Genomic DNA, 25,092 nt, shown 5'->3' on the forward strand with positions numbered 1-25,092 from the left:
CGGTCCCCGAGCGCCCCACTGTGGCCTTGGTTGCGTTGAACGCACCCAAGGCGGCCTTCGGTGCGTTCAACGCACCGAAGGCCACATTGGGGCGCTCTTCCCGGACGTCAAACAACCTGCGACGCGCGACACTAGCGGCGGGTCCACTGCTGGTTGGCGCCGCCACCGCAGGTCCAGAGGATGATCTTCGTGGCGTTCGCGGTGGCGGCGCCGCTCGCGTCCAGGCACAGTCCGGACACCGCGTTCGTGATGGTCCCGTTCGCGTTGAACGTCCACTGCTGGTTGCGCTGGCCGTTGCAGTCCCAGACGACCACGCCGGTGCCGTTGGTGGTCCCGCTGTCGTAGGCGTCGAGGCACTTGGTGCCGTTGACGACGAGCTGCCCGCGCACCGGTGCCCAGGTCTGGTTCGGACCGGCGGCGCAGTCCCACAGCTGGGCCTGGATCCCGTTGGTGATGCCGTTGCCGTCGACGTCCACGCACCGTCCGGATTGGCCACCGGCGAGCTGGACGCCTGTGCTGCCGGGCAGCGGCAGGATGGCGACGTCCGAGAGTTGCGGCGGTGTCCCCGAGAGCGTCAGGGTGTTGGTGTTGCCCTTGCCCAGGGACACGACGGCGGAGACGGTTTTCGGCGCTCCACCGGTGGCCGGGAAGGCGAGGACCGTCGGCTGCTGGCCGTTCACGGCGAGGGTCGCGGTCTGCGCGGCGGTCGCGCGGTAGGTGAAGGTCGCGACGGCGAGCCCGGTCGCGGCGGCGGTGACGCCGGTGAACCGGGAGCCGCTCGCCGGGTAGCTCGCCGACGCCGCGTCGGTGCCTTGGACGGTCAGCAGCACCGAGTCGTCGGCCGGGACGTTCACGCCGTAGCCGGTGGCGAAATCACCCGCGTCGGTGGCGCCCCAGACGTTCCGGACGTGCGCCGTGGCCGGCGTCAGGCCGAGGTCGGCCCAGCGGACGTTCGTCGTCGCCGCCGAAGACGTCCGGTTCAGCAGGACCACCGCGCGCTTGCCGGATCCACTGAGGACCTTCGAGTAGACCTGGAGCCCGGCGGCGTCCTCGGCGACCTTGACGCCCTGCAGGCCGCGCGGGTCCTGGTCGACGGCGATGACCTCCCGGTTCGCCAGGATCGCCTTCGTGGCCGCGCTCATCGTCGCGAGGTTGTTGCCCGCCAGCAGCGGCGCGCCCGAAACCGACCACAGGCTCATCTCCGTGCGGGCCTGCGCGTCGGTGAGGCCGGGCATGCCCACGGTCAGCATGTCGGGGTCGTTGACGTACCCGGTGTGCTGCGAAACGGGGTGCTGCGCCTGGTCGAAGTTGGTCAGCACCTGGCCGAGGTCCGCCGTCTGGCCGTAGTAGATGATGTCCGTGCTGGTGCGCCACATCGGGGCCGTCCCGGCACCCCAGTTCCACGGGTTCTTCTTGCCCCAGTCGCAGATCGAGAGCGTGAGGGAGCGCCCGGTCTGCGCGGTGGCGGCCTTGTTGGCGTCGCTGATCGCCTGGTAGGTGCTCTTCGGGTCGAGACCCTCGGCGTCGCCGCCGCACCAGTCGACCTTGACGAAGTCGAAGCCCCAGCGCTGGAACTGCAGCATGTCCTGCAGGTAGTGGCCCTCGCTGCCGCTCCCGGGCGCCGCGGGGCGGCCGGTCGGGAAGTAGTAGCCGCAGCCGTCGCGGCCGGCGTCGGTGTAGATCCCGGCCTTGAGTCCCTTGCCGTGCAGGTAGTCCGCGATCGCCTTCATCCCGCCGGGCCACTCGGCGGTGTCCACCGTGATGTTCCCCGCGCTGTCGCGGGTGCCCTGCCACCAGCCTTCGTCGATGTTGACGTAGCTGTAGCCGGCGTCCTTCAGCCCGGCCGAGACGAGCGCGTCGGCCTGCGCCTTGATGGTGGTGTAGTCGATCTTGGCGGCGAAGGTGTTCCACGACGCCCAGCCCATCGCCGGCGGCGGGACGGCCACCTCCGCGGTGGTCGTGCTCGCCGAGGCGACCCCGAATCCGGGGGTGATTCCGGCGATCAGCACGAGCGCGGACAATCCGAGGCGCAGCTTCATGACAGGACTCCGACTTCGTCGTCGAAAACTGTTAGCGCTAACATTTCGCGCTGCGTCTGAATTGTTGACGTCTCGCGACGCCACGTCAAGGGGCGGTCGACGGGACTTGCGGAGTTAGCTTGCTAGCATGCTAGCCTTGGCGAGTGGGCGATGACGACGTCAAGCAGTTCAACGTGTACCTGCCGATCGGCCTGATCCGGCAGGTCAAGCACCGAGCCATCGAGACGGAGCAGTCGCTCTCGGCGCTCGTCGCCGAAGCACTGCGCGCCTACCTCGCGACCGATCCCGAAGAGGAGCACTGACATGACGACCGAGGGCATCGAGGCGATGTACCTGGAGACGCACAACTGGGGCAAGGCGGCCAAGTTCTTCCAGGCGCTGGGCTACGAGATCGACTTCGCGACCGACCACAACTCCGGGCAGCTGCGCAACGGCGACGGCCCCCGGCTGTTCATCGCCGAGGTGCCCGAGAACCGGGAACCGCGGACGCAGATCGTGTTCAAGGTCCCGGACGCGGACAAGTTCGAAGCCGGCGACATCGTCGAGGTGGTCACCCCCTTCGAGGAAACCCATTACGGGACAAGGGAAATGACCGTCCGCGACCCCGACGGGCGGACGTGGACGTTGTCGGCGCCGGGCGCGGCCTGACGTGGCCGCGCCGGACAGCACGGCGGTGCGCACGGCGCTGTGGCGGGCCCTGCACGTCGCCGTCGATCCGCCGCCGCACGTCTTCGCCGACGAACTCGGCCTGCGGCTGGCGGACCCGGGCGAGCGCTGGCGGCACCGCGACGACATGGACCCGGCGACCGCCGGCCGCTACCGGGCCGGCATGGTGGCCCGGGCACGGTTCGTCGAAGACCTGGTCGCCGAGCAGGCCGGCCGGGGTGTGGGCCAGTACGTGATCCTCGGGGCCGGGCTCGACACCTTCGCCCAGCGGCGCCCGGAAATCGCGGCCCGGCTGCGGGTGTTCGAAGTGGACCAGCCGGGCCCGCAGGCGTGGAAACGCGCCCGGCTGGCCGAACTCGGCCTGGGCGCGCCGGACTGGCTGCACTTCGTGCCGGTCGACTTCGAGACGGCGTCGTGGTGGGAGCGGCTCGCGGCCGCGGGCTTCGCGCCGGACGAACCGGCGGTGGTGGCGTCGACCGGCGTCAGCATGTACCTCACCAAGGAGGCGAACGCGGCCACGCTGCGCCGGATCGCCGGATTCGCCCCGGGATCCACGCTCGCGATGACGTTCATGCTGCCGGCCGGCCTGCTCGACGAGGGCGAACGCGCCCGCCACCAAGCCACCGCGAGCCGGGCCGCGGCGGCGGGGACGCCGTTCCTCAGCTCGTTCTCCCCCGCCGAAATGCTGGCGATGGCCCGCGAAGCCGGGTTCCGCGACGTCGTCCACGTTTCGGGGGCCGAGCTGGACGCGCGGTACTTCGCGGGCCGCACCGACGGGCTCCGGGTCGTGCGGGGCGAGGAATTCCTGGTCGCCACCACGGGAACTACGGGCGGGGCTGCTGCCCGAGGTACGCCCGGAGCATCGTCTTGACCGGTTCCAGGAGCTCGGGGGAACCGTCGCGGCGGAAGGCCTCCTGGATCACGGCGTCGGCGGCGATGAACGCCGTGCGGCACGCCACCGCTGCTTCGTAGTCGTCACGCAGGAGGTGCTGCGCGACGAGGATGCGGTGCACGCCGGTGGCCATCACGCGCTTGTGCGCGAGGTCGGCTTCCCGGGTTCCGTCGGTGAGGCCGCGGCCGAACCACAGCGCGCGGAACCCGGGCTCGGCGCGGTAGAGCCCGGCGAAGGCGTCGACGAGCAGGCCGACGGGATCCGCCCAGGTCTCCTCGGCCGCTCGCTCGGCGAACGACGTCATGAGGTCTTCGAGGCGGGCGAGGTAGACCTCGCCCAGTGCTTCGGTGATGGCGTCGCGGTCCGGCAGGTACTGGTACAGCGCGCCCACCGAGACACCGGCCTCGGCGGCAACGCGGGTGGTCGTCAGCGCCTCGACGCCATCCGCGGCCAGCAGCCGGTCGGCGGCCGCGAGGACCTGGGCCAGCTTCTGCCGCGAACGGGCTTGGCGGGGCACCCGCCGCAGGCGGACACCCGCTTCGATGGGCTCCGGGCCGGTCATACGGCCTCCAACCTGAATCAGACTTTGATTCGGGTTCAGTCTAGCCCGGCTCCCGGGTCCCGGGCAGCCCGAACCGCGAGGCCGCCCGGCCCCGCCGCCTCGCTCCGCTCTCCCCGCGCCGCACCCGCGGCCGGCTCAGGCGCGGCCGAACAACCTCATTCCCCGGCGCCGCACCGGCAGCCGCCCGGCTACCGCGTCCTCCAGCAATGTCCCCACCGTCTCGCGTGCGCAGGCCTTGTTCGCGCCGATCCCGCCCGACGGTCCACGCTTGATCCACCCCGCCACGTACACCCCCGGCCGCCCGGTGACCCGGCCCGCCTCGTTCGGGACGATGCCCGCCTGCTCGTCGAACGGCAGGCCCGGCACCGGAACTCCGCGGAAGCCCGCCGCCCGGACCACACGGCCCGCCGGGATCTCGACCTCACCCTCCGGCCCCGACGTCACCACCGCGCGGACCTCGCTGTCGCCCCCGAACGCCACCGGTGCCGAGTGGAAGCGCAGCACGATGCGGCGACCCTCCGGGGGCGGTGTCGACCAGTCGACTTTCTCGCGTGGCACGCCCCGCAGCCACGCCGCCTTCCCGCCCGCCGAGGCACCTTCGATCGCCGCCGCGACGCGGGGGTCGTGCGCGTCCACCACCAACCCGCCGCGAGCCGCGAGGGCCAGCAGCTCCGGGCGCGTGTAGGCCGCCGCCTCCGGGCCGCGGCGGGCCAGCACCACCACCTCGCGGACCTTGGCCGAGCGCAGGCGGGCCAGCGCTTCCGGCGCGATCGACGTCGCGGCGAGGGCGTCCGGTTCGGCGGTGAGGATGCGGGCGATGTCCAGGGCGACGTTGCCGGTGCCCACGACGACCACGCGCTCCGCCGAAAGATCGATGGCGTCCGGCTCGACGTCCGGGTGGCCGTTGTACCAGCCCACGACCGCCGCGGCCGGCAAGCTGCCGGGCAGGTCTTCACCCGGGACGCCGAGGCGCCGGGCCTCGGTCGCGCCGACCGCGTAGATCACCGCGTCGTGGCGATCGGCCAGTCCGGGGCCGGCCGGCTCGCCGAGGCGCAGGCGCAGCCGCGGGTGGTCGTGGAACCGCGCGAACGTCTCGCCGATCTTCTTCGTCGACGGGTGGTCGGGCGCGACGCCGTAGCGGATCAGCCCACCGGCCACCGGCAGGCGGTCGATGAGCGTCACGCGGGCGTTCGTGTGCAGCAGCAGGTCTTCCACCGCGTACATCCCCGCCGGGCCGGTGCCGACGACGGCGACGTCCAAGGGCGCGAAGTCGCTCGGCAGCACCCGCCCGAACGACGGCGGGGACCACCGGTGGAAGTTCGGCGCCACCGAAACGTCCGCCAGGACGTCCCGGCCCGCGTAATACTCCGCGTTGATCTCCTCGTACGCCCGCAGCGGCCCGGTCAGGTCGCCGGCCGGGAAGATCGCGTCGACCGGGCAGGCGTCGGCGCAGGCGCCGCAGTCGATGCAGGTGTCCGGGTCGATGTAGAGCAGGTCGGTCGTCCCGAAGTCCGGCTCGTCCGGCGTCGGGTGGATGCAGTTGACCGGGCAGACCGACACGCAGGTCGCGTCGGTGCAGCAGGTCTGGGTGATCGCGAACGCCATGTCAGATCAGGTTCGCCCGCTTGTAGAACCACAGCGAGGGCTTGGTCAGCAGCCCGGCCGAGTGCAGGAACTCCATCAGCCCGGAACAGCTGGAACGCAGCATCGACTTGTGGTGCTCGTTGGCCTTCGCCTCGCGCCGCGCGCGCTTGCCGTCCAGCCCGGCGTTCTCGTAGACCTTGCCGTTCACCATGCTCGTCACGATGAAGTAGGACGCGATCGCGACGACCAGGGCATTGACCTGCCGCCGCAGCCACCCGGCACCCTTCAGCCGCTCGCGGGTCTCCTCGCGGGCGAACTTCATGTGCCGCGACTCCTCGACGACGTGGATGTTGTTGATGGTGCGCACGAACGGCACCACCCGCTCGTCGCGCATCCAGTCGCGCTGCATGACGTCGAGGACCTCTTCGGCCACGAGGATCGCCGCGTAGGCGGCCTCCCCGCTCGCGGTGGCCTTGAAGGCCCGGCCCAGTTCGACGACGAACCGGCGCGGCCGGTAGGCGGGCGCCCCCAGTTTCGCCGCCCCGCGGGCGAACATGATCGAGTGCCGGCACTCGTCGGCGATCTCGGTCAGCGCCCACTGGAACGCCGGGTCGGTCGGGTCCTTGGCGTAGAAGTCGCGCAGCATCATCTGCTGGAGGATCATTTCGAACCAGATCCCGGTGCTGGCCACCGACGCCGCCTCCTGGCGGGTCAGCTCGCGCTGCTGCTCCGGAGTCAGGTCGGCCCAATAGGAGGTGCCGTAGAGCGTGCTCCACTCCGGACTCGCGCCGTGGTAGCCGGTGTCCAGCGGCGTCTCCCAGTCGACCTCCTTGACGGGGTCGTAGGACAGCTGCTCCGACGAGTCGAGCAGCCGCCGCGCGACGGTCTCCCGATCCGACACGCCCGATTCGCTGATGCTCGTCACGACCGACCTCCTCGTCAGGTGTTACCGAAGTTCACTGTTACCAACCGTAACACATACTCGTGGCACCCGTCTCCGGTCACTTCAGTGAACGACCGTACACTCAGCTGGTGAACCCAGGACGCGCCCCGGCGGAGCCGTTCGGCTCCGGCCTGCTCGGACCACTGGACCAGCACGCCACGGCGCTGCGCCGGCGCGTCCAAGGCCTGCTCACGGCCGCTTTGATCGCCACCAACGTGATCGGCGCGCTGGTCGTCGTCGGGCTCGCGGCGCTGCTCATGCCGACGCCCGGAATGTCCGGCGAGCTGGTCCGGGTCACGGCGGTCGCAGTACCCGTGTACGTCGTCTCGGCGGTCGTCGCCGGCACGCTCTGGGGCACCCGCGGCGCCCTCCGGACCCTGCGCTGGGCGGCCGACGGACGACGTCCGACCGAAGCCGAGCGCGCCGCGAGCCTGCGTGTCCCGTTGCGGCTGACCTTCGTGCAGGCCGTGCTGTGGGGCATCGCGACGCTGCTCTTCGGCGGGCTCGCCGCGCTCGTGCAGCCGGAGGTCGTGCTCACCGAGTTCCTCGTGGTCGCGTTCGCCGCGGTCGTCGTCTGCGCGATCGCCTACCTCTTCGGCGAATTCGCGTTGCGGCCGTACGTGGCGCTCGCGCTGGCGGGCACCGCGCCGCCGCGGCCGGTCAGCGGCGGCGTCAACCGGCGGATGCTGCTGTTCTGGTGCCTGGGCACCGGGGTGCCGGTGGCCGGGCTGGTCGTCACCGCGGTGCTGGCCTGGGTGCGCGGCGACGTCTCCACCACGAAGCTCGCCGTGTCGGTGATCGCGCTCGGGCTGGTCGTGCTGTGCTTCGGGCTGCTGGTCACCGTGTTCACCGCCCGCTCGGTGGTCAACCCGATCTCCTCGGTCCGCGACGCGCTCGGGCGCGTCCGCGCCGGGGACTTCAGCGTCGAAATCCCGGTCTACGACGGCACCGAGCTGGGCCTGCTGCAGGCCGGGTTCAACGACATGACGGCCGGGCTGGCCGAACGCGAACGGCTGCGCGACCTGTTCGGCAAGCACGTCGGCCACGAGGTCGCGGTCGAGGCCATGCGCACGTCGACCGGGCTGGGCGGCACGGTCCGCACGGTCTCGGTGCTGTTCGTCGACCTCGTCGGGTCGACGACGCTGGCCGCGAGCCGCCCGCCGGAGGAGGTCGTCGGCCTGCTCAACCGGTTCTTCGCGGTGGTGGTCGACGAGGTCGACCGGCACCACGGCCTGGTCAACAAGTTCGTCGGCGACGCCGCGCTGGCCGTGTTCGGGGCACCCGCGCCGCTCGGCGACCACGCCACCTGCGCGCTGGCCGCCGGCCGCGCCATCGCGGCCCGGCTGGCCGCCGAGGTGCCGGACGGCCCGGCCGGCATCGGCGTGGCGACCGGCGACGCGGTCGCGGGCAACGTCGGCGACCCGCGCCGCTTCGAGTACACGGTGATCGGCGACCCGGTCAACGAAGCCGCCCGGCTGACCGAACTGGCCAAGAACGCGGCCGGCCGCCTGCTCGCCTCGTGGACGGCCGTCGAGTCCGCGGCCGCGGACGAGGCCGCCCGGTGGACGGCGACCGGGGAGGTCACCCTGCGCGGCCGCACCCGGCCCACGACGCTCGCCGAACCCCGGCCGCCCGCCTGAGAACCCCGTCACACCAACGGTTCCGCGATCTGCGGAAACGGCGCCGCCGGGCGGCCGCCCGGCGCGCCCTGCCGTACCGTCCTGAGTGGACGACGGCGAACAGGGGAAGACGAATGCTCACGCACCGGACCATCGAGGTCGGCGGCCTCCGCATGCGGATCGCCGAACAGGGCGCCGGCCCGCTGGTGCTGCTGCTGCACGGCTGGCCGGAGACGTCGCACTCGTGGCGCCACCAGATGGCGCCGCTGGCCGACGCCGGCTACCACGTCGTGGCGCCGGACCAGCGTGGCTACGGCGGCACCGACTGCCCGGCGGACGCGGACCGGTACACGCTCCTGCACCTCGCCGGAGACGTCGTCGGGCTGATCCACGCCCTCGGCGAGCGGGAGGCCATCGTGGTGGGCCACGACTGGGGCGCGCCCGTCGCGTGGCACACCGCGCTGCTGCGCCCGGACGTCGTCCGTGGCGTCGCCGGCCTCAGCGTGCCGCCCACCCTCCGGGCTCCCGCGCCGCCGCTGAGCCTGCTGCGCGAGCGGTTCGGCGACGGCTTCTACCAGATCTACTTCCAGCGGCCCGGCGTTGCCGAGGCCGAATTGGGCGCGGACCTGCGCACGACGTTCCGCAAACTGCTCGGCGGGAGCGCGGAAGCACCGATCGTCCGGGACGGCGAGGGCTTCCTCGATCGCTTCACCGAACCGGCCGCGCTGCCCGCCTGGCTGAGCGACGAGGACGTCGACACCGCCGTCGAGTCCTTCGGCCGCTCCGGGTTCACCGGCGGGCTCAATTGGTACCGCAACATCGACCGCAACTGGGACCTCCTGGCCGCGTGGCGGGACACCCCGATCACGCCGCCGGCCTTCTACCTGTGCGGCGACGGCGACCTCACCCGCGCGTTCACCGACACCAGCCGCATCGCCGAGGCCGCGCCCGATCTGCGCGGCGTCGTCGACGTCCCGGGCGCCGGGCACTGGGTGCAGATGGAACGCCCGGACGAGGTGAACACCGCGCTGCTGGCGTTTTTCGAACAGCTCTGACTTCAAGCAGCTCTGAGGGTCAGCGGCGCGGGTCGATGTGGACCTTCGGTCCCGCGCCGCCGATCCGCTCCCCCGCCAGCACGGCCCCGACCTCACCCAGGCCCACGGTCGCCGCGACGAGCGGCCGCGGGTCGACGGCGCCGCTCGCGTACGCGGCGATCGTCTCGGCCAGGCCCGGCGACGCGGACAGGACGCCGACCGCCGTGACGTCCTTCAGCACCAGCTCGCGGGTGTCGAGGTGGCTGGGCCGCCCGGACAGTCCGATGTAGACGACCCGGCCCGCGGGCTCCACCAGCTCCACCGCCAGCGCGGGTGCGCCGGCGGCGCCGGTCGCGTCGACGACCGCGTCGAAGGGCAGGTCCGGCAGCGTTTCCCGGGTCCACGTGTCCGCGAAGCCGAGGCTGCGGGGGAAGTCGGGGGACCCGACGCCCAGCACGTGCACTTCGGCGCCCGCCGCGCGCAGGAACATCGCCGTGAGCAGCCCGATCGTGCCCGGTCCCAGCACCAGCGCCCGGTCGCCCGTACCGGCGCCGGCCGCGCGGGCCGCGCGCAGGGCGTTGCCGCCCGGTTCGACGAGCGCACCGAGCACGGCGTCCACCGTGGCGGGCAGGGCGTGCAGCGACCAGGCGGGCACGGCGAGCCGTTCGGCCAGCGCGCCGGCCCGGCCGCCGCGGATGCCGACCTCCTGGCGCCGCTCGCAGGTGTGCTGGTGCCCCCGGCGGCAGCGGCGGCACGTCCGGTCGCCGAGCATCGTGTCGCCCATGACGCGGCGGCCGAGCCAGGCCGGGTCCACGCCCGCCCCCACCTCGGTGACCGTGCCCGCCCACTCGTGGCCGAGCCGCATCGGGTACGCCGAGTGTCCTTGGTGCAGGTAGGTCATCTCGCCGGTGAAGAACTCGACGTCGGTGCCGCAGACGCCCGCCCGGTCGACGTCGACGACGACCTCGCCCGCGACGGCCCGCGGCGCCGGGACCTCCTGCACCGAGCACTCGCCCGGCCCGGTGAGCACGAAGGCCCGCATGGTCGAAGACATGGCCGCATCCTCGCATCCCTGACGGGCGCCGAATTACCGAACACTTGCTATTTTCTTGACACCTGTCCATTATCGACGCTGTGCCCGGTGACTGGACGACCGAAGCCCCCGTGAAGGACCGGCGGGTGCGCCGGTCGCGCGCGGCGCTGATGCGCGCCGCGGTCGAGCTCGTATCCGAACGCGACTCCACGGCCGTCCCGGTGTCCGAGATCGCCGAGGCCGCGGACGTCAGCCGCCAGGTGCTGTACCAGCAGTTCGGCGACCGCGACACGCTACTGCTGGAGGCCGCGCTCGACCTCGTGCGGCGCGAACTGCTCGGCGACCTCGACGGCCTGGCGTCCGCCACCGACGAGCACGGATCGTTCCTGGCACTGGGCCGGCACTTCGCCGCCCACCGGCGCTTCTACCGCGCCCTGCTGACCGGGGCGTCCGCGTACGCCCTCAACAAGGCGCTGACCGGCCTGTTCCTCCCGCTCAACCGGGAGCACCTCGGCCACGCACTCGGCGGTCACCTCGACGCCGCGGGGATCGACGACCTGGCCACCTTCCTGACCGGAGGCGCGGGGGCGTTCGTCAACACGTGGGTCGTCGACGGGCCGGACCCGCTCGACCCGGAAGAGTTCGCCGGCCGGCTGGCGCGGATGCGCACGGTCGTCACCGCGATGATCACGAAGGAGGCCGGCCGATGATCAGCCGTCTTGTCGAACGCCTGCTGAAGCTGCCCGCGCCGGCCACCCGGCGCCTCACCGTCCAGCGGGACCTGCGCGTCCCGATGGCCGACGGCGCCGAGTTGCTGGCGGACCACTGGGCGCCGCGCACCGGGGGTGCCGGCCTGCCGACCGCGGTGCTGCGCAGCCCCTACGGCCGCCGGGGCGTGTTCGGGGCGATCCTGGCCCGCCCGCTGGCCGAGCGCGGCTTCCAGGTGCTGATCCAGAGCACCCGCGGCGGCTTCGGTTCCGGCGGTCCCTTCGATCCGCTGCGACAGGAGCGCGAGGACGGCCTCGCAACGCTGAACTGGGTCGTGAAGCAGCCTTGGTTCGGCGACGCGATCGTGCTCACCGGCCCCAGCTACCTGGGGTACGTGCAGTGGGCCGTGGCCGATCGCCTGCCGCCGCAGGTCAAGGCGATGGTCCCGCACGTCACCGAGTCCGGCCTGACGCTGGAATTCCTGCGAGAGGACGGCCTTTCGCTGGAGACGCCGTTCGGCTGGGGTGTCCAGGTCGCGACCCAGGAGCGCCGCTTCGCCCTGCTCCGGCAACGCCGGCAGGCGAAGAAAGTGCAGCAGGCGCTGAACACGCTGCCGCTCGCCCAGGCCGACGTCGTCGCCATCGGCTACCGCTCGGACTACATCCAGGACGTCCTCGCCCACCCCGAGACGAGCCCCCGGTGGGCGGCGCTCGACCACCGGGACCGCGTCGCCGACGTCACCGTGCCGGTCAGCTCGGTCGGCGGCTGGTACGACATCTTCCTGCCCGGCCAGCTCCGCGACTTCCGGACCCTGCAGGACGCCGGACGGCGGCCGCGGCTCACGGTCGGGCCGTGGACCCACGCCGGCGACCTGCTCACCGGCGCGGGCGTCTCCATCCGGGAAACCCTCGAGTTCGGGCTCGCGCACGCCCGCGGCGAGGAACCGCCGCCGCGGGCGCCGGTCCGGCTGTTCGTCATGGGCGAGGAAGCCTGGCGCGACTTCGCTTCGTGGCCGCCGGAAGGCTATGCGCCGCAACGGTTCCACCTGCAGGCCGGGGGCACGCTGGCCACGGACGTGCCCGGCGAGTCGGCACCGGACCGCTACCGCTACGACCCGGCGGACCCGACGCCCGCGGCCGGTGGCGTGCGCATGGCCCCCGACGCGGGCCGGGTGGACAACGCGGCGCTCGAAGCCCGCGCCGACGTCCTCACCTACACCACGGACGTGCTCGGCGAAGACGTCGAAGTGATCGGGGACGTCAGCGCGGAGATCTGGTTCCGCTCGAGCCTGCGGTTCGCCGACGTCTTCGTCCGGCTCTGCGACGTCGATCCGGACGGGCGCTCGGTCAACGTCTGCGACGGCCTCACCAGCCTTCGCGACGCGGCCGAACCGGCCGCCGTCACGGTCCGGTTGTGGCCGACGGCGCACCGGTTCCGGCGCGGGCACCGCATCCGGGTCCAGGTCTCCAGCGGTGCTTTCCCGCGCTACGCCCGCAATCCCGGCACCGGCGAGCCGCACGCCACCGCGGTGACGCTGCGCGCCGCGGACCAGGAGGTCCACCACGACCCCGCGCACGCGTCGGCGATCGTGCTTCCGGTGCGGGATTTTCGGGAATAGCTTCGATCGCGGGAAAATACCGCGAAGTGGAGTGAAAAAGAATTCCCGGCGACGCGCCGGAAATCGTGTAACGCGCCCTCCGGAAGCGCGACTAACGCGGTGTTTCCGACCCCGCCCGCCGGGAGGCATCGTGGACGTCAAAACGGACCCGCAGTCCGAACAGGAACAGGCCGCGGCGGCGCGGGCCGCCGAGCGTACCGGGCCGCGGCAGGCCAAGATCGCGTTGCTGCGCAAGCCCGGCGGCATCGCCGAGGCCGACGAGCCGAGCCGCGTGGCCACCCGGATCGACCGGCTCGGCCGCTACTACCCCGACATCCGGCCGGTGAGCCCGGCGGCGATCGCGGCCGGGGACCCGGCGGCGATGACCGCCGCCGGCGCGATCCTCGAACGCATCGTCCTCACGAACGACCTGCTCGGCGTGGGCTACCTCGAAGGCGGCGTCGCGGCGTCGGCCGCCGTCGGCCGGGTGAACATCCGCAACGCCCAGGGCCGGCTCGTCGGCTACGGCACGGGATCGCTGGTGTCGCCGGAGCTGCTGCTGACCAACCACCACGTGCTGCCGGACGCCGAGGCCGCCGGGTTCAGCGTCATCGAGTTCGACTACCAGGACGGCATCGACGGCCTGCCCCGGCCGGTGCGGGCCTTCACCCTCGACCCGGACCGGTTCTTCGCCGCCGACCGGGAGCTGGATTTCGCGCTGGTCGCGGTGAAGGCGACCGCGGACGAGCTGCGCCCCTTCGGCTTCAACCGGCTGATCGCCAGCGAGGGCAAGGCGATCGTCGGCGACTTCGTCACCATCGTGCAGCACCCCGGTGGCGGCAAGAAACAGGTCGCGCTGCGGGAAAACCGGGTCGTCGACGTGCTCGAAGAATTCCTGCACTACGAAACCGACACCGAACCCGGGTCGTCCGGCTCGCCGGTGTTCAACGACCAGTGGGAAATCGTGGCGCTGCACCACGCGAGCGTCCCGGCGGCGGGCCACGCCGAGTACGGCGGTTTCCTCAACGAAGGCATCCGGGTCAGCAAGCTGCTGAAGTTCCTGCGGGACCAGCGGTTCGCGCCGGCGCAGCAGGCGCTGCTCGACCGGCTGGCCACCCGCCCCGAGCGCGCGCGGCCGGCCGCCGACGGCGCCGCACCGGTCCTGTCGCTCTCGATGCCGTTCGACATCCGGCTGCGCGCCGAAGCGGCCACGGTGCGGATCGATCCCGACTATTCGAACCGCGAAGGCTACGACCCGGCCTTCCTGCCCGGGCACGCCGTGCCGCTGCCCGGCCTGTCCGACGCGCTCCTCCCGCTGGCCGCGCTCAACCGGCAGGCCACCGGCGAGCCGAAGTACGTCCTGCCGTACCACCACTTCAGCGTCGTCATGCACCGCGAGCGGCGGCTGGCGATGTTCACCGCGGTCAACATCGACGGGCGCACCAGCCGGTCGCTGCGGCGCGAAGCCGACCACTGGTCGCTCGACCCGCGCGTGGCCGTGACCGAGCAGATCGGCGAGGAGATCTACCGGGACAACCCCCTGGACCGCGGGCACCTGGTCCGCCGCCTCGACCCGGCGTGGGGCACGACGGAGGCGATCGCGCAGCTGGGCAACGACGACACGTTCCACTTCACGAACTGCTCGCCGCAGCACAAGGACTTCAACCAGAACAAAACGACCTGGGCCGGGCTCGAGGACTACGTACTGACCAACGCGGACAACTTCGACCTCAAGGTCAACGTGGTGACCGGCCCGGTGCTGGCCGCGGACGACGACCAGTACCGCGGGGTGCAGCTGCCGCGCCAGTTCTGGAAGGTCGTCGCGATGGTCAAGTCCGGCGGCGCCCTCTCGGCGACGGCGTACCTGCTGAGCCAGGAGGAGCTCATCCACGGGCTGGAGGCGGCGGTCGAGTTCGACTACGGCGCCTACCGCACGTACCAGGTGCCGGTCCGCCGGATCGCCGAGCTGACCGGTCTGTCGTTCGGCGACCTCGAGGCCGCCGATCCTCTTGGCGGCTTGGAGTCGACGAGCGAAGCCCAGGAGATCAAGACGGCGGCGGACCTGGTGCTCTGACGTCCTGGGTCGTCCGTCCATTGAGGATTTCGAAGGCGTGGCGGCGGTGCTCGGCGAACAGCGCGAGCGCCGTCTCGCGGTCCCGGGCGCTCAGGGCTGCGACGAGCTCCCGGTGTTCGGCCGGGATGCCCGCGAGGTAGCCGTCGGTGGCGACGCCGATCCGGGTCAGCAGGAACAGGTGCACCTGCGAGCGGATCGCCTGCCAGGCCTCGAGCAGCCGCCGGTGGCCGGTGGCCGCGTAGACCGCGTCGTGGAATTCGAGGTCGCACCGGACCATTTCGTGCTCGTCGTGCGCTCGTTCCATGCGCCGCACCACGGCCTCGAGCGCGGTCAGGGCATCGTCGGCGGCGCGCTCGACCACCAGCTCGACGGCGAGGTGCTCGAGGGCCGCCCGCAGGCTGTCCAGCTCGGCGACGTCCTCGCCGGACAGGGCGGTCACCGTGGCACCGCGGTGCCACTCGCTGCGGACGAGACCTTCCCGCTCCAGCCTGAGCAACGCCTCCCGCACCGGCCCGCGGCTGACGCCCAGCACTTGGGCCAGCTCCACTTCGCGCAGCTGGCTGCCGGGGGCGTAGACGCCGTCGAAGATCGCGTCGCGGATCCGGTCCGCGACCTCGTCGGCCAGCCCGCGGCGCCGGGCGGGAACCAGCGAACCACTCATGTCCTAATGTTAACATTCCGACATGAGTCTCGACGAAAGGAGCCCGATGACCCCGTCCATCCCCCGGTTCCACCTGGCCATGCCGGTGGACGACCTGGCCGCGGCCCGGCGGTTCTACGGCGAAGTCCTCGGCCTCGAACAGGGCCGCAGCGCGGACACGTGGGTCGACTGGAACCTGCACGGCCACCAGTTCGTCACGCACCTGGCCCCGGCCGGGCCGGAGCGCGTCCACAACCCGGTCGACGGCCACGACGTGCCCGTGCCGCACTTCGGGCTGATCCTCACCGTGCCGCGGTTCCAGGCCCTCGCCGACCGGCTGCGGGCAGCGGGAACGGAGTTCGTGATCGAGCCGTACGTGCGCTTCGCGGGGCAGGCCGGCGAGCAGTGGACGATGTTCCTGCTCGACCCGGCCGGCAACGCCCTGGAGTTCAAGGCCTTCGCCGACGACGCCCAGGTCTTCGCGGTTTGAGGCCCCGGACCCGGCCGGCGAGGTAGTCCGGCACGTCGCCCGGCGCCACGTCGTCGTCGAAGTAGCCGGTCTCGTCCTCGAACGCCATCGTGTCGAGTCCGTCCGCGATCATCGCGTCGAAGGTGACGTCGCCGAGCGAGAACTCGACCCACCAGTTCCAGAGGATGCCGGGCCCGGGTTCGGCCGAGGGTTCGAACTCGATGGCGAGCGTCTCGGCGGAAATCCCGGCGCGGGTCAGCGCCGCGGTCCACTCGTCACGGAGACGGGCGAGGACCGGCCGATCCCGCTGCCACCTTCGGTCGTCCACCCGGCCTGCCCTCCTGAAGTGCCGATAATCGCCGGCCGAGCTTAACCACCCGATCGGGCCGACCGGCGATTACGGACATGGATGTCCTCTTCACTTTGGGTACCCGATGGCACGGAGCGTACCTGACCCGGGGAGACCGCCATGGAACCAGCCGACGACGAGCCGGACTCCGTGCTGCTCGCCGCCCTGCGGGCCGGGGATCTCGAGGCCGCCGGGCGGCTCTTCCGCCGGCACGCCGAGCCGCTGTGGCGGACCGCCGGAGCGTGGGCGCGGCAGCCCGCCGAGCGCGACGACCTCGTGGCCGAGACGTTCGCCCGGGTGCTGACCGTCGTGCGCGCCGGCGGCGGGCCGCACGGCGATCTGCGGCCCTACCTCGTGGTGACCCTGCGCAACCTGGTGGCGCGGTGGAGCAAGCAGCGCAGCCGGGTGGAGCTGCGGGCCACGCTCCCCGAAGCCCCCGCCGGAGGCGCCGACGAACTCGCCCTCCGCCGGTCGAACGCCCGGCTGGTGTGGTCGGCCTACTGCACCCTGCCCGGCCGGTGGCGCACGGTGCTGTGGCGGACCGAGGCCGAGGGCGGCACCCCGACGGAGGTAGCACCCTCGCTCGGCCTGTCGCCGAACAGCGTCGCGGCGCTGGCCATGCGGGCGCGCGAAGGGCTGCGGCAGGCCTACCTGCAGGTCCAGGTGCCCGAGCCGGACGAGCCGAGCTGCCGCGAACCCCGCCGCCGGATGGGCGCCTGGGTCCGCGGCGCCCTGCCGCCGCGGAAGGCGAACACGGTCGCCGAGCACGTCGCCGGCTGCCCGGCCTGCCGGCTGGTGGCGCGCGGCCTGGACGAGGCGAACCGCGAACTTCCCGGCTCGGCCGCCCGGCTCACCGGCTAAGCCGTGGGCCCGATCACCGAAAAGCAGGCGGTCCCGGGCGAACGCGGTCGTCGAGCACCTCGCCTGCTCGCGGGCCTCCCGCTGGTCGCCCGCGGCCTGAAAGATCAGCCGCCCGGCTCACCGGCTGGGCCGCGAGCCCGGGAAGCCCGCGGGTGCCACCGAAGAGCAGAGCGATCCCAGGCGAACACGGTCGCCGAGCACGTCGCCGGCTGCCCGGCCTGCCGGCTGGTCGTGCGTGGTCTGGACGAGGCGAACCGCGAACTACCCGGCTCGGCCGCCCGGCTCACCGGCTGATCCCGCGGGCCTGGGAAGCCCGCGGCCGAGCACCTCGCCAGCTGCCGAGCCCGCCGGCTGGTCGCCTGCGGCCTGACCGAAGCCAACCGCGAACCACCCGGCCGGCCACCCTGCGCACCGGCTGAGCCGGAGGCCCGGATCGCCGAAAGCAGGGCAATCCCCGGCGAACGCGGCCGCCGAGCACCTCGCCGCCTGCCCGGCCTGCCGCCTGGTCACCCGCGGCCCGGACGAAGCCAACCGCGCACTACCCGACTCAACCACCCGGCTCAGCGGGTGAGCCACGAGCCCGGATCACCGAAAAGCAGCGCGGTCCCATGCGCCCGCTTGAAGTACAGGTGAGCATCGTGCTCCCAGGTGATCGCAATCCCGCCGTGCAGCTGGATCATCTCCGCGGCCGCGTGCTCGAACGCCTCGCCGCACACCACCTTCGCGGTCGCGACGGCCTCGGCGTCGCCGTCCACCACGGCTGCGTAGAGCGCCGAGCGCGCCGCCTCGACGTGGACGTGCACGTCGGCCATCCGGTGCTTCAGCGCCTGGAACGATCCGATCGGGCGGCCGAACTGGCGGCGTTGCTTCGTGTACTCGACCGTCAGCTCCAACGCCCGCGCGGCCGCGCCGACCTGCTCCGCGGCGACGGCGACCGTCGCCGTGGCCCGCAGCTGCCGCAGTGGCTCGGCGAACCCGCCGGTGTCAAGGCGGCGGGCGGGTGCCGCAGCGCATTCGACGACCGCGAGGCGCCGGCCCGGGTCCAGGCTGGTGACCCGCTCCCGGCGGACCCCGTCGAGGGGCACCTCGAACAGGCCGGTCCCGTCGTCGGTGCGGGCCACGGCGAGCAGGACGTCGGCGACGTCGCCGTCCAGGACGTAGCAGGCGCGGCCGTCGAGGCCGGCGTCCGACGCGCTCAGGGCCGGTGTCCACCGGCCGTCCGCGCCGGACCAGGCCAGCGCGGCCAGGGTCGTGCCCGCGGCGATGCCCGGCAGCAGCCGTTCGCACGCTTCGTCGTTGCCGGTCAGGAGCAGGGCCTGAGCCGACAGCACCGCCGAGCCGAGCATCGGCGCGGGGGTGAGCGTCCGGCCGAGTTCCGCCAGCACGACGCACGCCTCGGCGAGTCCGGCGCCCGCGCCGCCGTAGCGCTCGGGGATCGCCAGAGCAGCGACGCCGATCTGTTCGCAGAGCGTCGACCACAGCTTGTCGTCGTAGCCCAGCGGCGACTCCAGCGCGGCCCGCACCGCCTCCGGCCCCGACCGGCGCGTCAGCAGGGCCCGGACGGCGTCTCGCAGCGCCCGGGCTTCCTCGGTCTCCATCGGGTCGGTCATCGGAGGACCCGCGCGCGGTGGAACGACCCGGTCCCCCAGGCCCCGGCGAGGGCCCGGACCTTGGTCAGCCGGAGGCCGAGGTCGTGCTCGGCCGTGTAACCGATGGCGCCGTGCACCTGCAGGGCGGTCCGCGCCGCGAGGAGGGCGGCGTCCCCGGCCATGACCTTCGCCGCCGAGACGTCGCGGGCGAAGGTCTCCCCGGCCACGGCCGCGCCGTAGAGCAGCGGCCGGGCCAGTTCCAGGCGGGTGACGACGTCGGCGAGGAGGTGCTTGATCGCCTGGTACTCGCCGATGGCCCGGCCGTACTGCTTGCGTTGCTTGGCGTACGCCACCGAGGTGTCGAGGAGCCACTGGGCCGCCCCCAGGAGCTGGGCGGCCACGGCGAGGACACCGCGGTCGAACGCGAGGCCGCCCGACCGGCCGGCCGCGGCCGGGACCCGGAACAACCGCCGCGGCGGATCGATCGAACGAACGGGCTCGGCCCCGGCGCCGGTGAGGTGCGCGCCGGTCAGGTCGAGGACCACGCCCGCGATGTCGGCGTCGAGAGCCAAGGGGACTTCCGGCGGGGCGACGACGGTGGCCACGAGGTCGCCCTCGGCCAGCGAGGTGAGCCGGTGCCCGGTCAGCAACGCCGGGGCGACCGCGGCCGACTCGGCGAGCGGGCCGGGGACGGCGTGGTAGCCGAGCGCTTCGCAGGCGACCACCAGGTCGACCGGGCCGGCACCGAGACCGCCGTGCTCCTCGTCGACCAGCAGCGCGAAGACGCCGACGTCGGCGAGGGCGTGCCAGAGCTTGAGGCCGCGGTCGTGCTCCCCCGCCGCCCACGCCCGGGCGGCGGCCGCGGTGTCCGCCCCGCCCAGCAGCTCGTGCAGCGTCGCGGCGAACTGCCGTTGCTCCGGCGAGAGCAGGAATCTCATCGGCGGGCCTCCCTCGGGAGCTTCAGCAGCCGTTCGGCGATCGTGTTGCGCTGGATCTGGTCGGTGCCGCCGTAGATGGGGCCGGCGAGGGAGAACAGGTAGCCGTCGACCCAGTCCGCGTTCGTCTCCGCTTCCGGGCCCAGGACGTCGAGCGCGGTTTCGTGGAGTTCGACGTCGAGGTGGGACCAGAACAGCTTGTTCACACTCGACTCCGGCCCCAGCTCGCCGCCCTCGGTCAGGCGGCTCACGGTGCCGAAGGTGTAGAGCTGGTAGGCACGCGCCCCGATCCAGGCGTCCGCCACCCGGTCCTTTGTGGACTCCGCGGCGCCGTGGGACCGCCAGAGGTCCACCAGGCGATCGGCCGCGGCGAGGAACCGGCCCGGACTGCGCAGCGACAGCCCGCGCTCGTTGTTCGCCGTCGTCATCGCCACCCGCCAGCCCTGCCCGGCCTCCCCGATCACGTCCTCGTCGGGCACGAACACGTCGTCGAAGAAGATCTCCGCGAACCCCGGCTCACCGTCCAGCTGCGGAATCGGCCGCACGGTGACCCCCTCGGCCTTCAGATCGGCCATGAAGTACGTCAAGCCGTGGTGACGCTGGGCTTCGGGATCGGTCCGGAACAGCCCGAACGCACGATCGGCGAAAGTGGCTCGGGAACTCCACGTCTTCTGGCCCGACAGCAGCCAGCCGCCGCCGGTGCGGACCGCCGTGCTGCGCAACGCGGCGATGTCGCTGCCCGCCTCCGGCTCCGACCACGCCTGCGCCCACACCTGCTCGCCGGTCGCCATGGCGGGCAGGATCCGGTCGCGCTGCTCCGGCGTACCGTGCGCGAACAACGTCGGGCCCAGCATGAAGATCCCGTTCTGCGACACCCGCCCCGGCGCCCCCGAGGCGTAGTACTCCTCCTCGAACAACAGCCACTGCAGCATCGACGCGTCCCGGCCGTGGTACTCCGCCGGCCACGACACGACCGACCAGCGCGCCTCCGCGAGCTCGGCTTCCCACGCGCGGTGGGCTTCGAAGCCTTCCGCGGTGTCCATCGACGGCAGCGAGCGGACGTGTGTCGCGAGCCATTCCCGGGCCTCGTCCCGGAAGGCGGCCGACGCCTCGTCGATGTCGAGGTCCATCAGGCCCCCTTGTTCGCGTCGCGCATCGACCGCGCGGACTGCCCACCGAGGGAATCCTCGGAGGTCTCCGCGTTGTGGGCGTGCGCGAGGTGGTGCAGGCCGAACACCGAGTCCATGCCGGACCGCAGACCCATCAGGTCCTCGGCCTGGTTGACCGCCTTCTTCGCCAGCGCCAACCCGAACGACGGCATCCCGGCGATCTTCTCGGCCAACTCCAGCGTGCGCTCTTCCAGTTCGGCACGCGGCACGATCCGGGTGACCATGCCCCATTCCTTCGCCTGCTGGACCGTGAAGCGCTCGCCGGTGAACAGGACCTCCTTCGCCGCGCGAGGCCCGAGGACCCACGGGTGCGCGAAGTACTCGACCCCCGGAATGCCCATCCGCACCACCGGATCGGCGAAGAACGCGTCATCGGAAGCCACGAGCAGGTCGCACACCCAGGCCAGCATCAGCCCACCCGCGATGCAAGCGCCCTGGACGCTGGCGATCATCGGCTTCGGGATCTCCCGCCACCGGCGGCACATCCCCAGGTACACCTCGGACTCCCGCGCGAACCGCTGATCACCCCCGACGCGATCGGTGTGGTCCCACCACATCACCGCCCGCCGGTCGAACGGGACGTCCACATCGCGCCCGGGCGTGCCGATGTCGTGCCCCGCCGAGAAGTGCTTCCCTTCGCCGGCCAGCACGATGACTTTGACCTCGGGATCGTTCACCGCGTCGGTGAAGGCGTCGTCCAGGGCGTAGGTCATGGCCGAGTTCTGGGCGTTGCGGTACTCCGGCCGGTTCATCGTCACCACCGCGACCGGCCCGCGCCGTTCGTAGCGGACCACCGATTCACTCATGCCGTCTCCTCGGTCAGCAGCCGCTTCAGCACCTTGCCGGAAGCGTTGCGGGGCAGTTCGTCCAGGAACTCGACGAACCGCGGGGTCTTGTAGTTGGCGAGCCGCTCGCGGCAGAAGGCGATGACCGCCTCCTCGGTCAGCCCGGCTCCGACGACGAACGCCTTGCCGACCTCGCCGAGCCGCTCGTCCGGGACGCCGACGACGGCGACGTCGCGGACGCCGGCCAGCTCGGTCAGGGCGTGTTCGACCTCGGCCGGGTAGACGTTGAAGCCGCCGCAGATGTACATGTCCTTGAGCCGGCCGGTGATGGTGAGGTTGCCGCCGGCGTCGAGCTCGCCGACGTCACCGGTGTGCAGCCAGCCCCGCTCGTCGACGGCCTTCGCCGTCGCCTCCGGGTCGTCGAGGTACCCGAGCATCACGTTCGGCCCGCGCACCACGATCTCCCCCGGCGAACCCTGGACCGCCACTTCGAAGCCCGCCGTCGCCCGGCCCGACGTGCTCGCCACGAGCTCCGCGGAGTCGCCCGGACGGCACATCGTCACCACGACGGCTTCGGTCAGGCCGTAGGCGGTCAGCACGGTTTCGAATCCGAGCTCGGCCCGCATCCGGCGCACGAGCGACGCGGGCACGGTGGCCGCCCCGGTGACCGCGAGCCGCAGCGACGACAGATCGCCCTTGCGCGGCTCGTGCAGCAGCGACTGGAAGACCGTCGGCGCGCCCGGCACCACGGAAATCCGCTCCCGCTCGATCGCCTTCAGCGCCGCGCGGACGTCGAACACGGCCTGCGGGACGATCGTCGCGCCGGTCAGCAGGCCCACCACGATGCCGGCCTTGTAGCCGAAGCTGTGGAAGAAGGGGTTGATCACCAGGTACCGGTCGTCCGCGGTGACCTGGCCGCAGTCCGCCCACGCCGCGGCGACCTCGACCGTCTGGCGGTGGGCCGACAGCACGCCCTTGGAGCGGCCGCTGGTGCCGGAGGTGAAGAGGATGTCGCTGACGTCGTCCGGGCCGACGGCGTCCGCCCGCGCCTCGGCTTCGGCCGGCGAGACCCGCTCGGCCCGGGCCAGGAACTCGTCCCAGCCCAGCGTCCCCTCGACCGGCCGGTGCGGCTCCTGCAGCGGCACCCGGACGACCGTGCCGAGGTCCGGCAGCGCGGCACCGGTCTCCCGGATCGCGGCGTGGCGGTCGGTGCCGAGGAAGTCGGCGGCCACGACGAGCGCCGTGGCCCGGCCGCGGACGAGCAGGTCGACCGTTTCGGTGGCGGTGAAGCGGGTGTTGACCGGGATCAGGGCCGCGCCCGCGTAGAGGGCGCCGAGCGCCGCGAAGACCCAGTGGCAGGTGTTGGGCAGGGCGACCGCGACCCGGTCGCCCGCCTGGACCCCGCACGCGGCGAACGCCCGTGCGACCGTTTGAACACGTTCCAGAAGCTGGTCGTAGCCGAGCCGCACCGAGCCGTCGACCAGTGCTTCCGCGGATCCGAACTTCGCGGCGGCATCACGGACGACGGCCGGGATCGTGGTCTGTCCCACCACAGCCTCCTCTGGACCGACAAAGTAGAACGTGTTCTCATTACCCTAGGTGCCGGACCGGCCCGGCAGCAAGGAGGCGTGCGTGGAACCGTCGCGATTCCGCCGTGAGGTCGCGGACTGGCTCGCCGGCAACCTGACCGGCGAGTTCGCCCGTCTGCGCGGCCTCGGCGGCCCGGGGCGGGAGCACGAGGAGTTCGACCTGCGCCTCGCCTGGGAGCGCCACCTCGCCGCGGCGGGCTGGACCTGCGTGGGCTGGCCGGTCGAGCACGGCGGCCGGGGCTTGTCCCTGGCGGAGCAGGTCGCCTTCCACGAGGAATACGCCGCTTCGGGGGCCCCGGCCCGGGTCAACCACATCGGTGAACAGCTGCTCGGCCCCACGCTCATCGCGTTCGGCACCCCGGAACAGCAACAGCGGTTCCTGCCCAAGATCGTCGCCGTCGAGGAACTGTGGTGCCAGGGCTACTCCGAGCCCGGCGCCGGGTCCGACCTCGCCGCCGTCTCCACCACCGCGGTGCTGCGCGACGGCGAATGGGTGATCAACGGCCAGAAGATCTGGACCTCCCTCGCCCACGTGGCCGGCTGGTGCTTCGTGGTGGCTCGCACCGAACCCGGTTCGCAGCGCCACCACGGCCTGTCCTACCTGCTGGTTCCCCTGCGCCAGGACGGCGTCACCATCCGCCCGATCCAGCAGCTCACCGGCACCTCCGAGTTCAACGAAGTCTTCTTCGACGACGCCCGCACCCCCGCCGACCTCGTCGTCGGCGAACCCGGCGAGGGCTGGAAGATTGCGATGGCCACCCTCGGCTTCGAACGCGGCGTCTCCACCCTCGGCCAGCAGATCGGGTTCCGCCGCGAACTCGACGACATCACCGCCGAAGCCCAACGCCTCGGCACCTACGACGACCCGCTCCTGCGCGCCGACCTCGCCCGCGCCCGCATCGGCTTGCGCGTGCTGCGCGCCCACGCCCTGCGCACCCTCGGCCAGGCCGCCGGGCCGGAAGTCGCCGTCGGCAAGCTCTTGTGGGCACAGTGGCACCGGGGGCTGGGCGAACTGGCCATGCGTGCCCGCGGTGCGCGGTCCCTCACCTCCGACGGGGACGAACTCGACGAGTGGCAGCGGCTGTTCCTGTTCACCCGGGCCGACACCATCTACGGCGGCTCCGACGAAATCGAACGCAACATCATCGCCGAGCGCGTCCTCGGCCTGCCCCGGGAGGCCCGCCCGTGATCCCGTCCTACCCACCCGGCCACGACCTTCTCACCGGCAAAGTCGTCGTGGTCACCGCGGCGGCCGGCACCGGGATCGGGTCCGCCGTCGCGAAACGCTGCCTCGAAGAAGGCGCCCACGTCGTCATCAGCGACTGGCACGAACGCCGCCTCAAGGAGAAGGCCGCCGAACTCGGCGAAGTCCACGCCATCCCCTGCGACGTCACCCAGGAAGACCAGGTCCAAGCCCTCATCGACGGCGCCGTCGACCACTTCGGACGCATCGACGTGCTGATCAACAACGCCGGGCTCGGCGGCACCAAGTCGATCATCGACATGGCCGACGAGGAATGGTCACGCGTCCTCGACATCACCCTCACCGGAACGTTCCGCTGCACCCGCGCGGCCCTGAAGCAGTTCGTCGCCCAAGGCGGTGGCGGCGCGATCGTCAACAACGCCTCGGTGATCGGCTGGCGCGCCCAAGCCGGCCAGGCCCACTACGCCGCCGCCAAAGCCGGCGTCATGGCCCTCACCCGCTGCTCGGCCCTCGACGCCGCCGAACACGGCGTCCGGATCAACGCCGTCGCCCCCAGCCTCGCCATGCACCCCTTCCTCGCCAAGGTCACCAGCGACGAACTCCTCGAAGACCTCACCAAGCGCGAAGCGTTCGGCCGCGCGGCCGAACCGTGGGAGGTCGCCAACGTCATGGTCTTCCTCGCCAGCGACTACGCGAGCTACCTCACCGGCGAAGTCGTCTCCGTCTCCAGCCAGCACCCCTAGGAGCCCCC

24 protein-coding genes are annotated in these 25,092 nt (G+C 72.3%); 12 read left to right on the plus strand and 12 right to left on the minus strand.

What is annotated here, in order from left to right; translation table 11 throughout:
* Window positions 1–131: 131 nt before the first annotated feature.
* A complete protein-coding gene (locus AB0M30_RS22615; protein WP_364586587.1) occupies window positions 132–2,039 on the minus strand; it encodes an RICIN domain-containing protein in 1,908 nt (635 codons plus the stop codon).
* A gap of 143 nt (window positions 2,040–2,182) precedes the next feature.
* On the opposite strand from AB0M30_RS22615, the gene AB0M30_RS22620 reads away from it, so the two are divergent.
* The 3 genes from AB0M30_RS22620 to AB0M30_RS22630 are packed head-to-tail and all read left to right on the plus strand — an operon-like array spanning window position 2,183 to window position 3,576.
* The gene (locus AB0M30_RS22620; protein ID WP_013225262.1) at window positions 2,183–2,341 is read left to right on the plus strand and encodes a CopG family transcriptional regulator; all 159 of its coding nucleotides are present in this window, start codon (window positions 2,183–2,185) and stop codon (window positions 2,339–2,341) included.
* Window position 2,342: 1 nt separating this feature from the next.
* Window positions 2,343–2,687 carry a VOC family protein gene (locus AB0M30_RS22625; RefSeq protein ID WP_364586590.1) on the plus strand — a complete coding sequence of 115 codons (345 nt, stop codon included), beginning with the start codon at window positions 2,343–2,345 and terminating at the stop codon, window positions 2,685–2,687.
* 1 nt (window position 2,688) lies between these two features.
* Entirely contained in the window at window positions 2,689–3,576 is an 888-nt protein-coding gene (locus AB0M30_RS22630) for a class I SAM-dependent methyltransferase (protein ID WP_364586593.1), read from the plus strand.
* On the opposite strand, the gene AB0M30_RS22635 is transcribed toward AB0M30_RS22630, so the two are convergent.
* The 3 genes from AB0M30_RS22635 to AB0M30_RS22645 form a co-directional block, all read right to left on the minus strand.
* Window positions 3,530–4,159: a TetR family transcriptional regulator gene (locus tag AB0M30_RS22635; protein WP_360171488.1), complete on the minus strand. Its 630-nt coding sequence runs from the start codon at window positions 4,157–4,159 to the stop codon at window positions 3,530–3,532. The genes AB0M30_RS22630 and AB0M30_RS22635 overlap by 47 nt on opposite strands.
* A gap of 135 nt (window positions 4,160–4,294) precedes the next feature.
* Complete coding sequence (locus AB0M30_RS22640; protein ID WP_364586596.1) at window positions 4,295–5,764, minus strand: FAD-dependent oxidoreductase; 1,470 nt, start codon at window positions 5,762–5,764, stop codon at window positions 4,295–4,297.
* A gap of 1 nt (window position 5,765) precedes the next feature.
* Complete coding sequence (locus AB0M30_RS22645; RefSeq protein WP_364586599.1) at window positions 5,766–6,668, minus strand: diiron oxygenase; 903 nt, start codon at window positions 6,666–6,668, stop codon at window positions 5,766–5,768.
* Between the two features lie 107 nt (window positions 6,669–6,775).
* On the opposite strand from AB0M30_RS22645, the gene AB0M30_RS22650 reads away from it, so the two are divergent.
* Both AB0M30_RS22650 and AB0M30_RS22655 read left to right on the plus strand, forming a co-directional pair.
* The gene (locus AB0M30_RS22650; protein ID WP_364586602.1) at window positions 6,776–8,326 is read left to right on the plus strand and encodes an adenylate/guanylate cyclase domain-containing protein; all 1,551 of its coding nucleotides are present in this window, start codon (window positions 6,776–6,778) and stop codon (window positions 8,324–8,326) included.
* Window positions 8,327–8,439: 113 nt separating this feature from the next.
* A complete protein-coding gene (locus AB0M30_RS22655; RefSeq protein ID WP_364586605.1) occupies window positions 8,440–9,360 on the plus strand; it encodes an alpha/beta hydrolase in 921 nt (306 codons plus the stop codon).
* A 19-nt stretch (window positions 9,361–9,379) separates the two neighbouring features.
* Here AB0M30_RS22655 and AB0M30_RS22660 read toward each other — a convergent pair whose 3' ends face one another.
* On the minus strand, window positions 9,380–10,393 hold the full coding sequence (locus tag AB0M30_RS22660) for an alcohol dehydrogenase catalytic domain-containing protein (protein ID WP_364586608.1): 1,014 nt from the start codon (window positions 10,391–10,393) through the stop codon (window positions 9,380–9,382).
* Between the two features lie 80 nt (window positions 10,394–10,473).
* Here AB0M30_RS22660 and AB0M30_RS22665 point away from each other — a divergent pair, with 80 nt between their 5' ends.
* The 3 genes from AB0M30_RS22665 (at window position 10,474) to AB0M30_RS22675 (ending at window position 14,751) form a co-directional block, all read left to right on the plus strand.
* Complete coding sequence (locus AB0M30_RS22665) at window positions 10,474–11,082, plus strand: TetR/AcrR family transcriptional regulator (protein WP_364586611.1); 609 nt, start codon at window positions 10,474–10,476, stop codon at window positions 11,080–11,082.
* Complete coding sequence (locus tag AB0M30_RS22670) at window positions 11,079–12,698, plus strand: CocE/NonD family hydrolase (RefSeq protein ID WP_364586614.1); 1,620 nt, start codon at window positions 11,079–11,081, stop codon at window positions 12,696–12,698. The genes AB0M30_RS22665 and AB0M30_RS22670 overlap by 4 nt, the downstream gene beginning before the upstream one ends.
* Before the next feature lie 130 nt (window positions 12,699–12,828).
* The gene (locus tag AB0M30_RS22675; protein WP_364586617.1) at window positions 12,829–14,751 is read left to right on the plus strand and encodes a DNA/RNA non-specific endonuclease; all 1,923 of its coding nucleotides are present in this window, start codon (window positions 12,829–12,831) and stop codon (window positions 14,749–14,751) included.
* On the opposite strand, the gene AB0M30_RS22680 is transcribed toward AB0M30_RS22675, so the two are convergent.
* The gene (locus AB0M30_RS22680; protein WP_364586619.1) at window positions 14,723–15,412 is read right to left on the minus strand and encodes a GntR family transcriptional regulator; all 690 of its coding nucleotides are present in this window, start codon (window positions 15,410–15,412) and stop codon (window positions 14,723–14,725) included. The genes AB0M30_RS22675 and AB0M30_RS22680 overlap by 29 nt on opposite strands.
* Before the next feature lie 46 nt (window positions 15,413–15,458).
* On the opposite strand from AB0M30_RS22680, the gene AB0M30_RS22685 reads away from it, so the two are divergent.
* Window positions 15,459–15,881, plus strand: coding sequence for a VOC family protein (locus AB0M30_RS22685; protein WP_360172046.1), 423 nt, complete (start codon window positions 15,459–15,461; stop codon window positions 15,879–15,881).
* On the opposite strand, the gene AB0M30_RS22690 is transcribed toward AB0M30_RS22685, so the two are convergent.
* Complete coding sequence (locus AB0M30_RS22690) at window positions 15,841–16,188, minus strand: hypothetical protein (RefSeq protein WP_364586622.1); 348 nt, start codon at window positions 16,186–16,188, stop codon at window positions 15,841–15,843. The genes AB0M30_RS22685 and AB0M30_RS22690 overlap by 41 nt on opposite strands.
* A gap of 141 nt (window positions 16,189–16,329) precedes the next feature.
* Here AB0M30_RS22690 and AB0M30_RS22695 point away from each other — a divergent pair, with 141 nt between their 5' ends.
* Complete coding sequence (locus AB0M30_RS22695) at window positions 16,330–17,070, plus strand: sigma-70 family RNA polymerase sigma factor (RefSeq protein ID WP_364586624.1); 741 nt, start codon at window positions 16,330–16,332, stop codon at window positions 17,068–17,070.
* 560 nt (window positions 17,071–17,630) lie between these two features.
* Here AB0M30_RS22695 and AB0M30_RS22700 read toward each other — a convergent pair.
* Genes AB0M30_RS22700 through AB0M30_RS22720 form a run of 5 tightly spaced genes read right to left on the minus strand, consistent with a single transcriptional unit; the run spans window position 17,631 to window position 23,098 of the window.
* A complete protein-coding gene (locus tag AB0M30_RS22700) occupies window positions 17,631–18,680 on the minus strand; it encodes an acyl-CoA dehydrogenase family protein (protein ID WP_364586627.1) in 1,050 nt (349 codons plus the stop codon).
* Entirely contained in the window at window positions 18,677–19,597 is a 921-nt protein-coding gene (locus tag AB0M30_RS22705) for an acyl-CoA dehydrogenase family protein (protein WP_364586630.1), read from the minus strand. The genes AB0M30_RS22700 and AB0M30_RS22705 overlap by 4 nt, the downstream gene beginning before the upstream one ends.
* Window positions 19,594–20,724: an acyl-CoA dehydrogenase family protein gene (locus tag AB0M30_RS22710; RefSeq protein WP_364586633.1), complete on the minus strand. Its 1,131-nt coding sequence runs from the start codon at window positions 20,722–20,724 to the stop codon at window positions 19,594–19,596. The genes AB0M30_RS22705 and AB0M30_RS22710 overlap by 4 nt, the downstream gene beginning before the upstream one ends.
* Window positions 20,724–21,569, minus strand: a complete 846-nt coding sequence (locus tag AB0M30_RS22715; protein ID WP_364586636.1) for an enoyl-CoA hydratase — start codon at window positions 21,567–21,569, stop codon at window positions 20,724–20,726. The genes AB0M30_RS22710 and AB0M30_RS22715 overlap by 1 nt, the downstream gene beginning before the upstream one ends.
* Window positions 21,566–23,098, minus strand: coding sequence for a FadD3 family acyl-CoA ligase (locus tag AB0M30_RS22720; RefSeq protein ID WP_364586639.1), 1,533 nt, complete (start codon window positions 23,096–23,098; stop codon window positions 21,566–21,568). Before AB0M30_RS22720 ends, AB0M30_RS22715 begins: the two co-directional genes overlap by 4 nt.
* Before the next feature lie 82 nt (window positions 23,099–23,180).
* On the opposite strand from AB0M30_RS22720, the gene AB0M30_RS22725 reads away from it, so the two are divergent.
* The gene (locus AB0M30_RS22725; RefSeq protein ID WP_364586641.1) at window positions 23,181–24,326 is read left to right on the plus strand and encodes an acyl-CoA dehydrogenase family protein; all 1,146 of its coding nucleotides are present in this window, start codon (window positions 23,181–23,183) and stop codon (window positions 24,324–24,326) included.
* A complete protein-coding gene (locus AB0M30_RS22730; RefSeq protein WP_364586644.1) occupies window positions 24,323–25,084 on the plus strand; it encodes an SDR family oxidoreductase in 762 nt (253 codons plus the stop codon). Before AB0M30_RS22725 ends, AB0M30_RS22730 begins: the two co-directional genes overlap by 4 nt.
* The last annotated feature ends 8 nt before the right edge of the window (window positions 25,085–25,092 follow it).

Origin of the sequence: Amycolatopsis sp. NPDC051716 (genome assembly GCF_040681595.1) — a bacterium.
Taxonomy (GTDB): Bacteria; Actinomycetota; Actinomycetes; order Mycobacteriales; family Pseudonocardiaceae; genus Amycolatopsis.

Coding starts and splice junctions, on each gene's coding strand:
- AB0M30_RS22615 (WP_364586587.1), bottom strand. CDS start 2,039: ATGAAGCTGCGCCTCGGATTGTCCGCGCTCGTGCTGATCGCCGGAATC.
- AB0M30_RS22625 (WP_364586590.1), top strand. CDS start 2,343: ATGACGACCGAGGGCATCGAGGCGATGTACCTGGAGACGCACAACTGG.
- AB0M30_RS22635 (WP_360171488.1), bottom strand. CDS start 4,159: ATGACCGGCCCGGAGCCCATCGAAGCGGGTGTCCGCCTGCGGCGGGTG.
- AB0M30_RS22640 (WP_364586596.1), bottom strand. CDS start 5,764: ATGGCGTTCGCGATCACCCAGACCTGCTGCACCGACGCGACCTGCGTG.
- AB0M30_RS22655 (WP_364586605.1), top strand. CDS start 8,440: ATGCTCACGCACCGGACCATCGAGGTCGGCGGCCTCCGCATGCGGATC.
- AB0M30_RS22660 (WP_364586608.1), bottom strand. CDS start 10,393: ATGTCTTCGACCATGCGGGCCTTCGTGCTCACCGGGCCGGGCGAGTGC.
- AB0M30_RS22670 (WP_364586614.1), top strand. CDS start 11,079: ATGATCAGCCGTCTTGTCGAACGCCTGCTGAAGCTGCCCGCGCCGGCC.
- AB0M30_RS22680 (WP_364586619.1), bottom strand. CDS start 15,412: ATGAGTGGTTCGCTGGTTCCCGCCCGGCGCCGCGGGCTGGCCGACGAG.
- AB0M30_RS22685 (WP_360172046.1), top strand. CDS start 15,459: ATGACCCCGTCCATCCCCCGGTTCCACCTGGCCATGCCGGTGGACGAC.
- AB0M30_RS22695 (WP_364586624.1), top strand. CDS start 16,330: ATGGAACCAGCCGACGACGAGCCGGACTCCGTGCTGCTCGCCGCCCTG.
- AB0M30_RS22700 (WP_364586627.1), bottom strand. CDS start 18,680: ATGACCGACCCGATGGAGACCGAGGAAGCCCGGGCGCTGCGAGACGCC.
- AB0M30_RS22705 (WP_364586630.1), bottom strand. CDS start 19,597: ATGAGATTCCTGCTCTCGCCGGAGCAACGGCAGTTCGCCGCGACGCTG.
- AB0M30_RS22710 (WP_364586633.1), bottom strand. CDS start 20,724: ATGGACCTCGACATCGACGAGGCGTCGGCCGCCTTCCGGGACGAGGCC.
- AB0M30_RS22715 (WP_364586636.1), bottom strand. CDS start 21,569: ATGAGTGAATCGGTGGTCCGCTACGAACGGCGCGGGCCGGTCGCGGTG.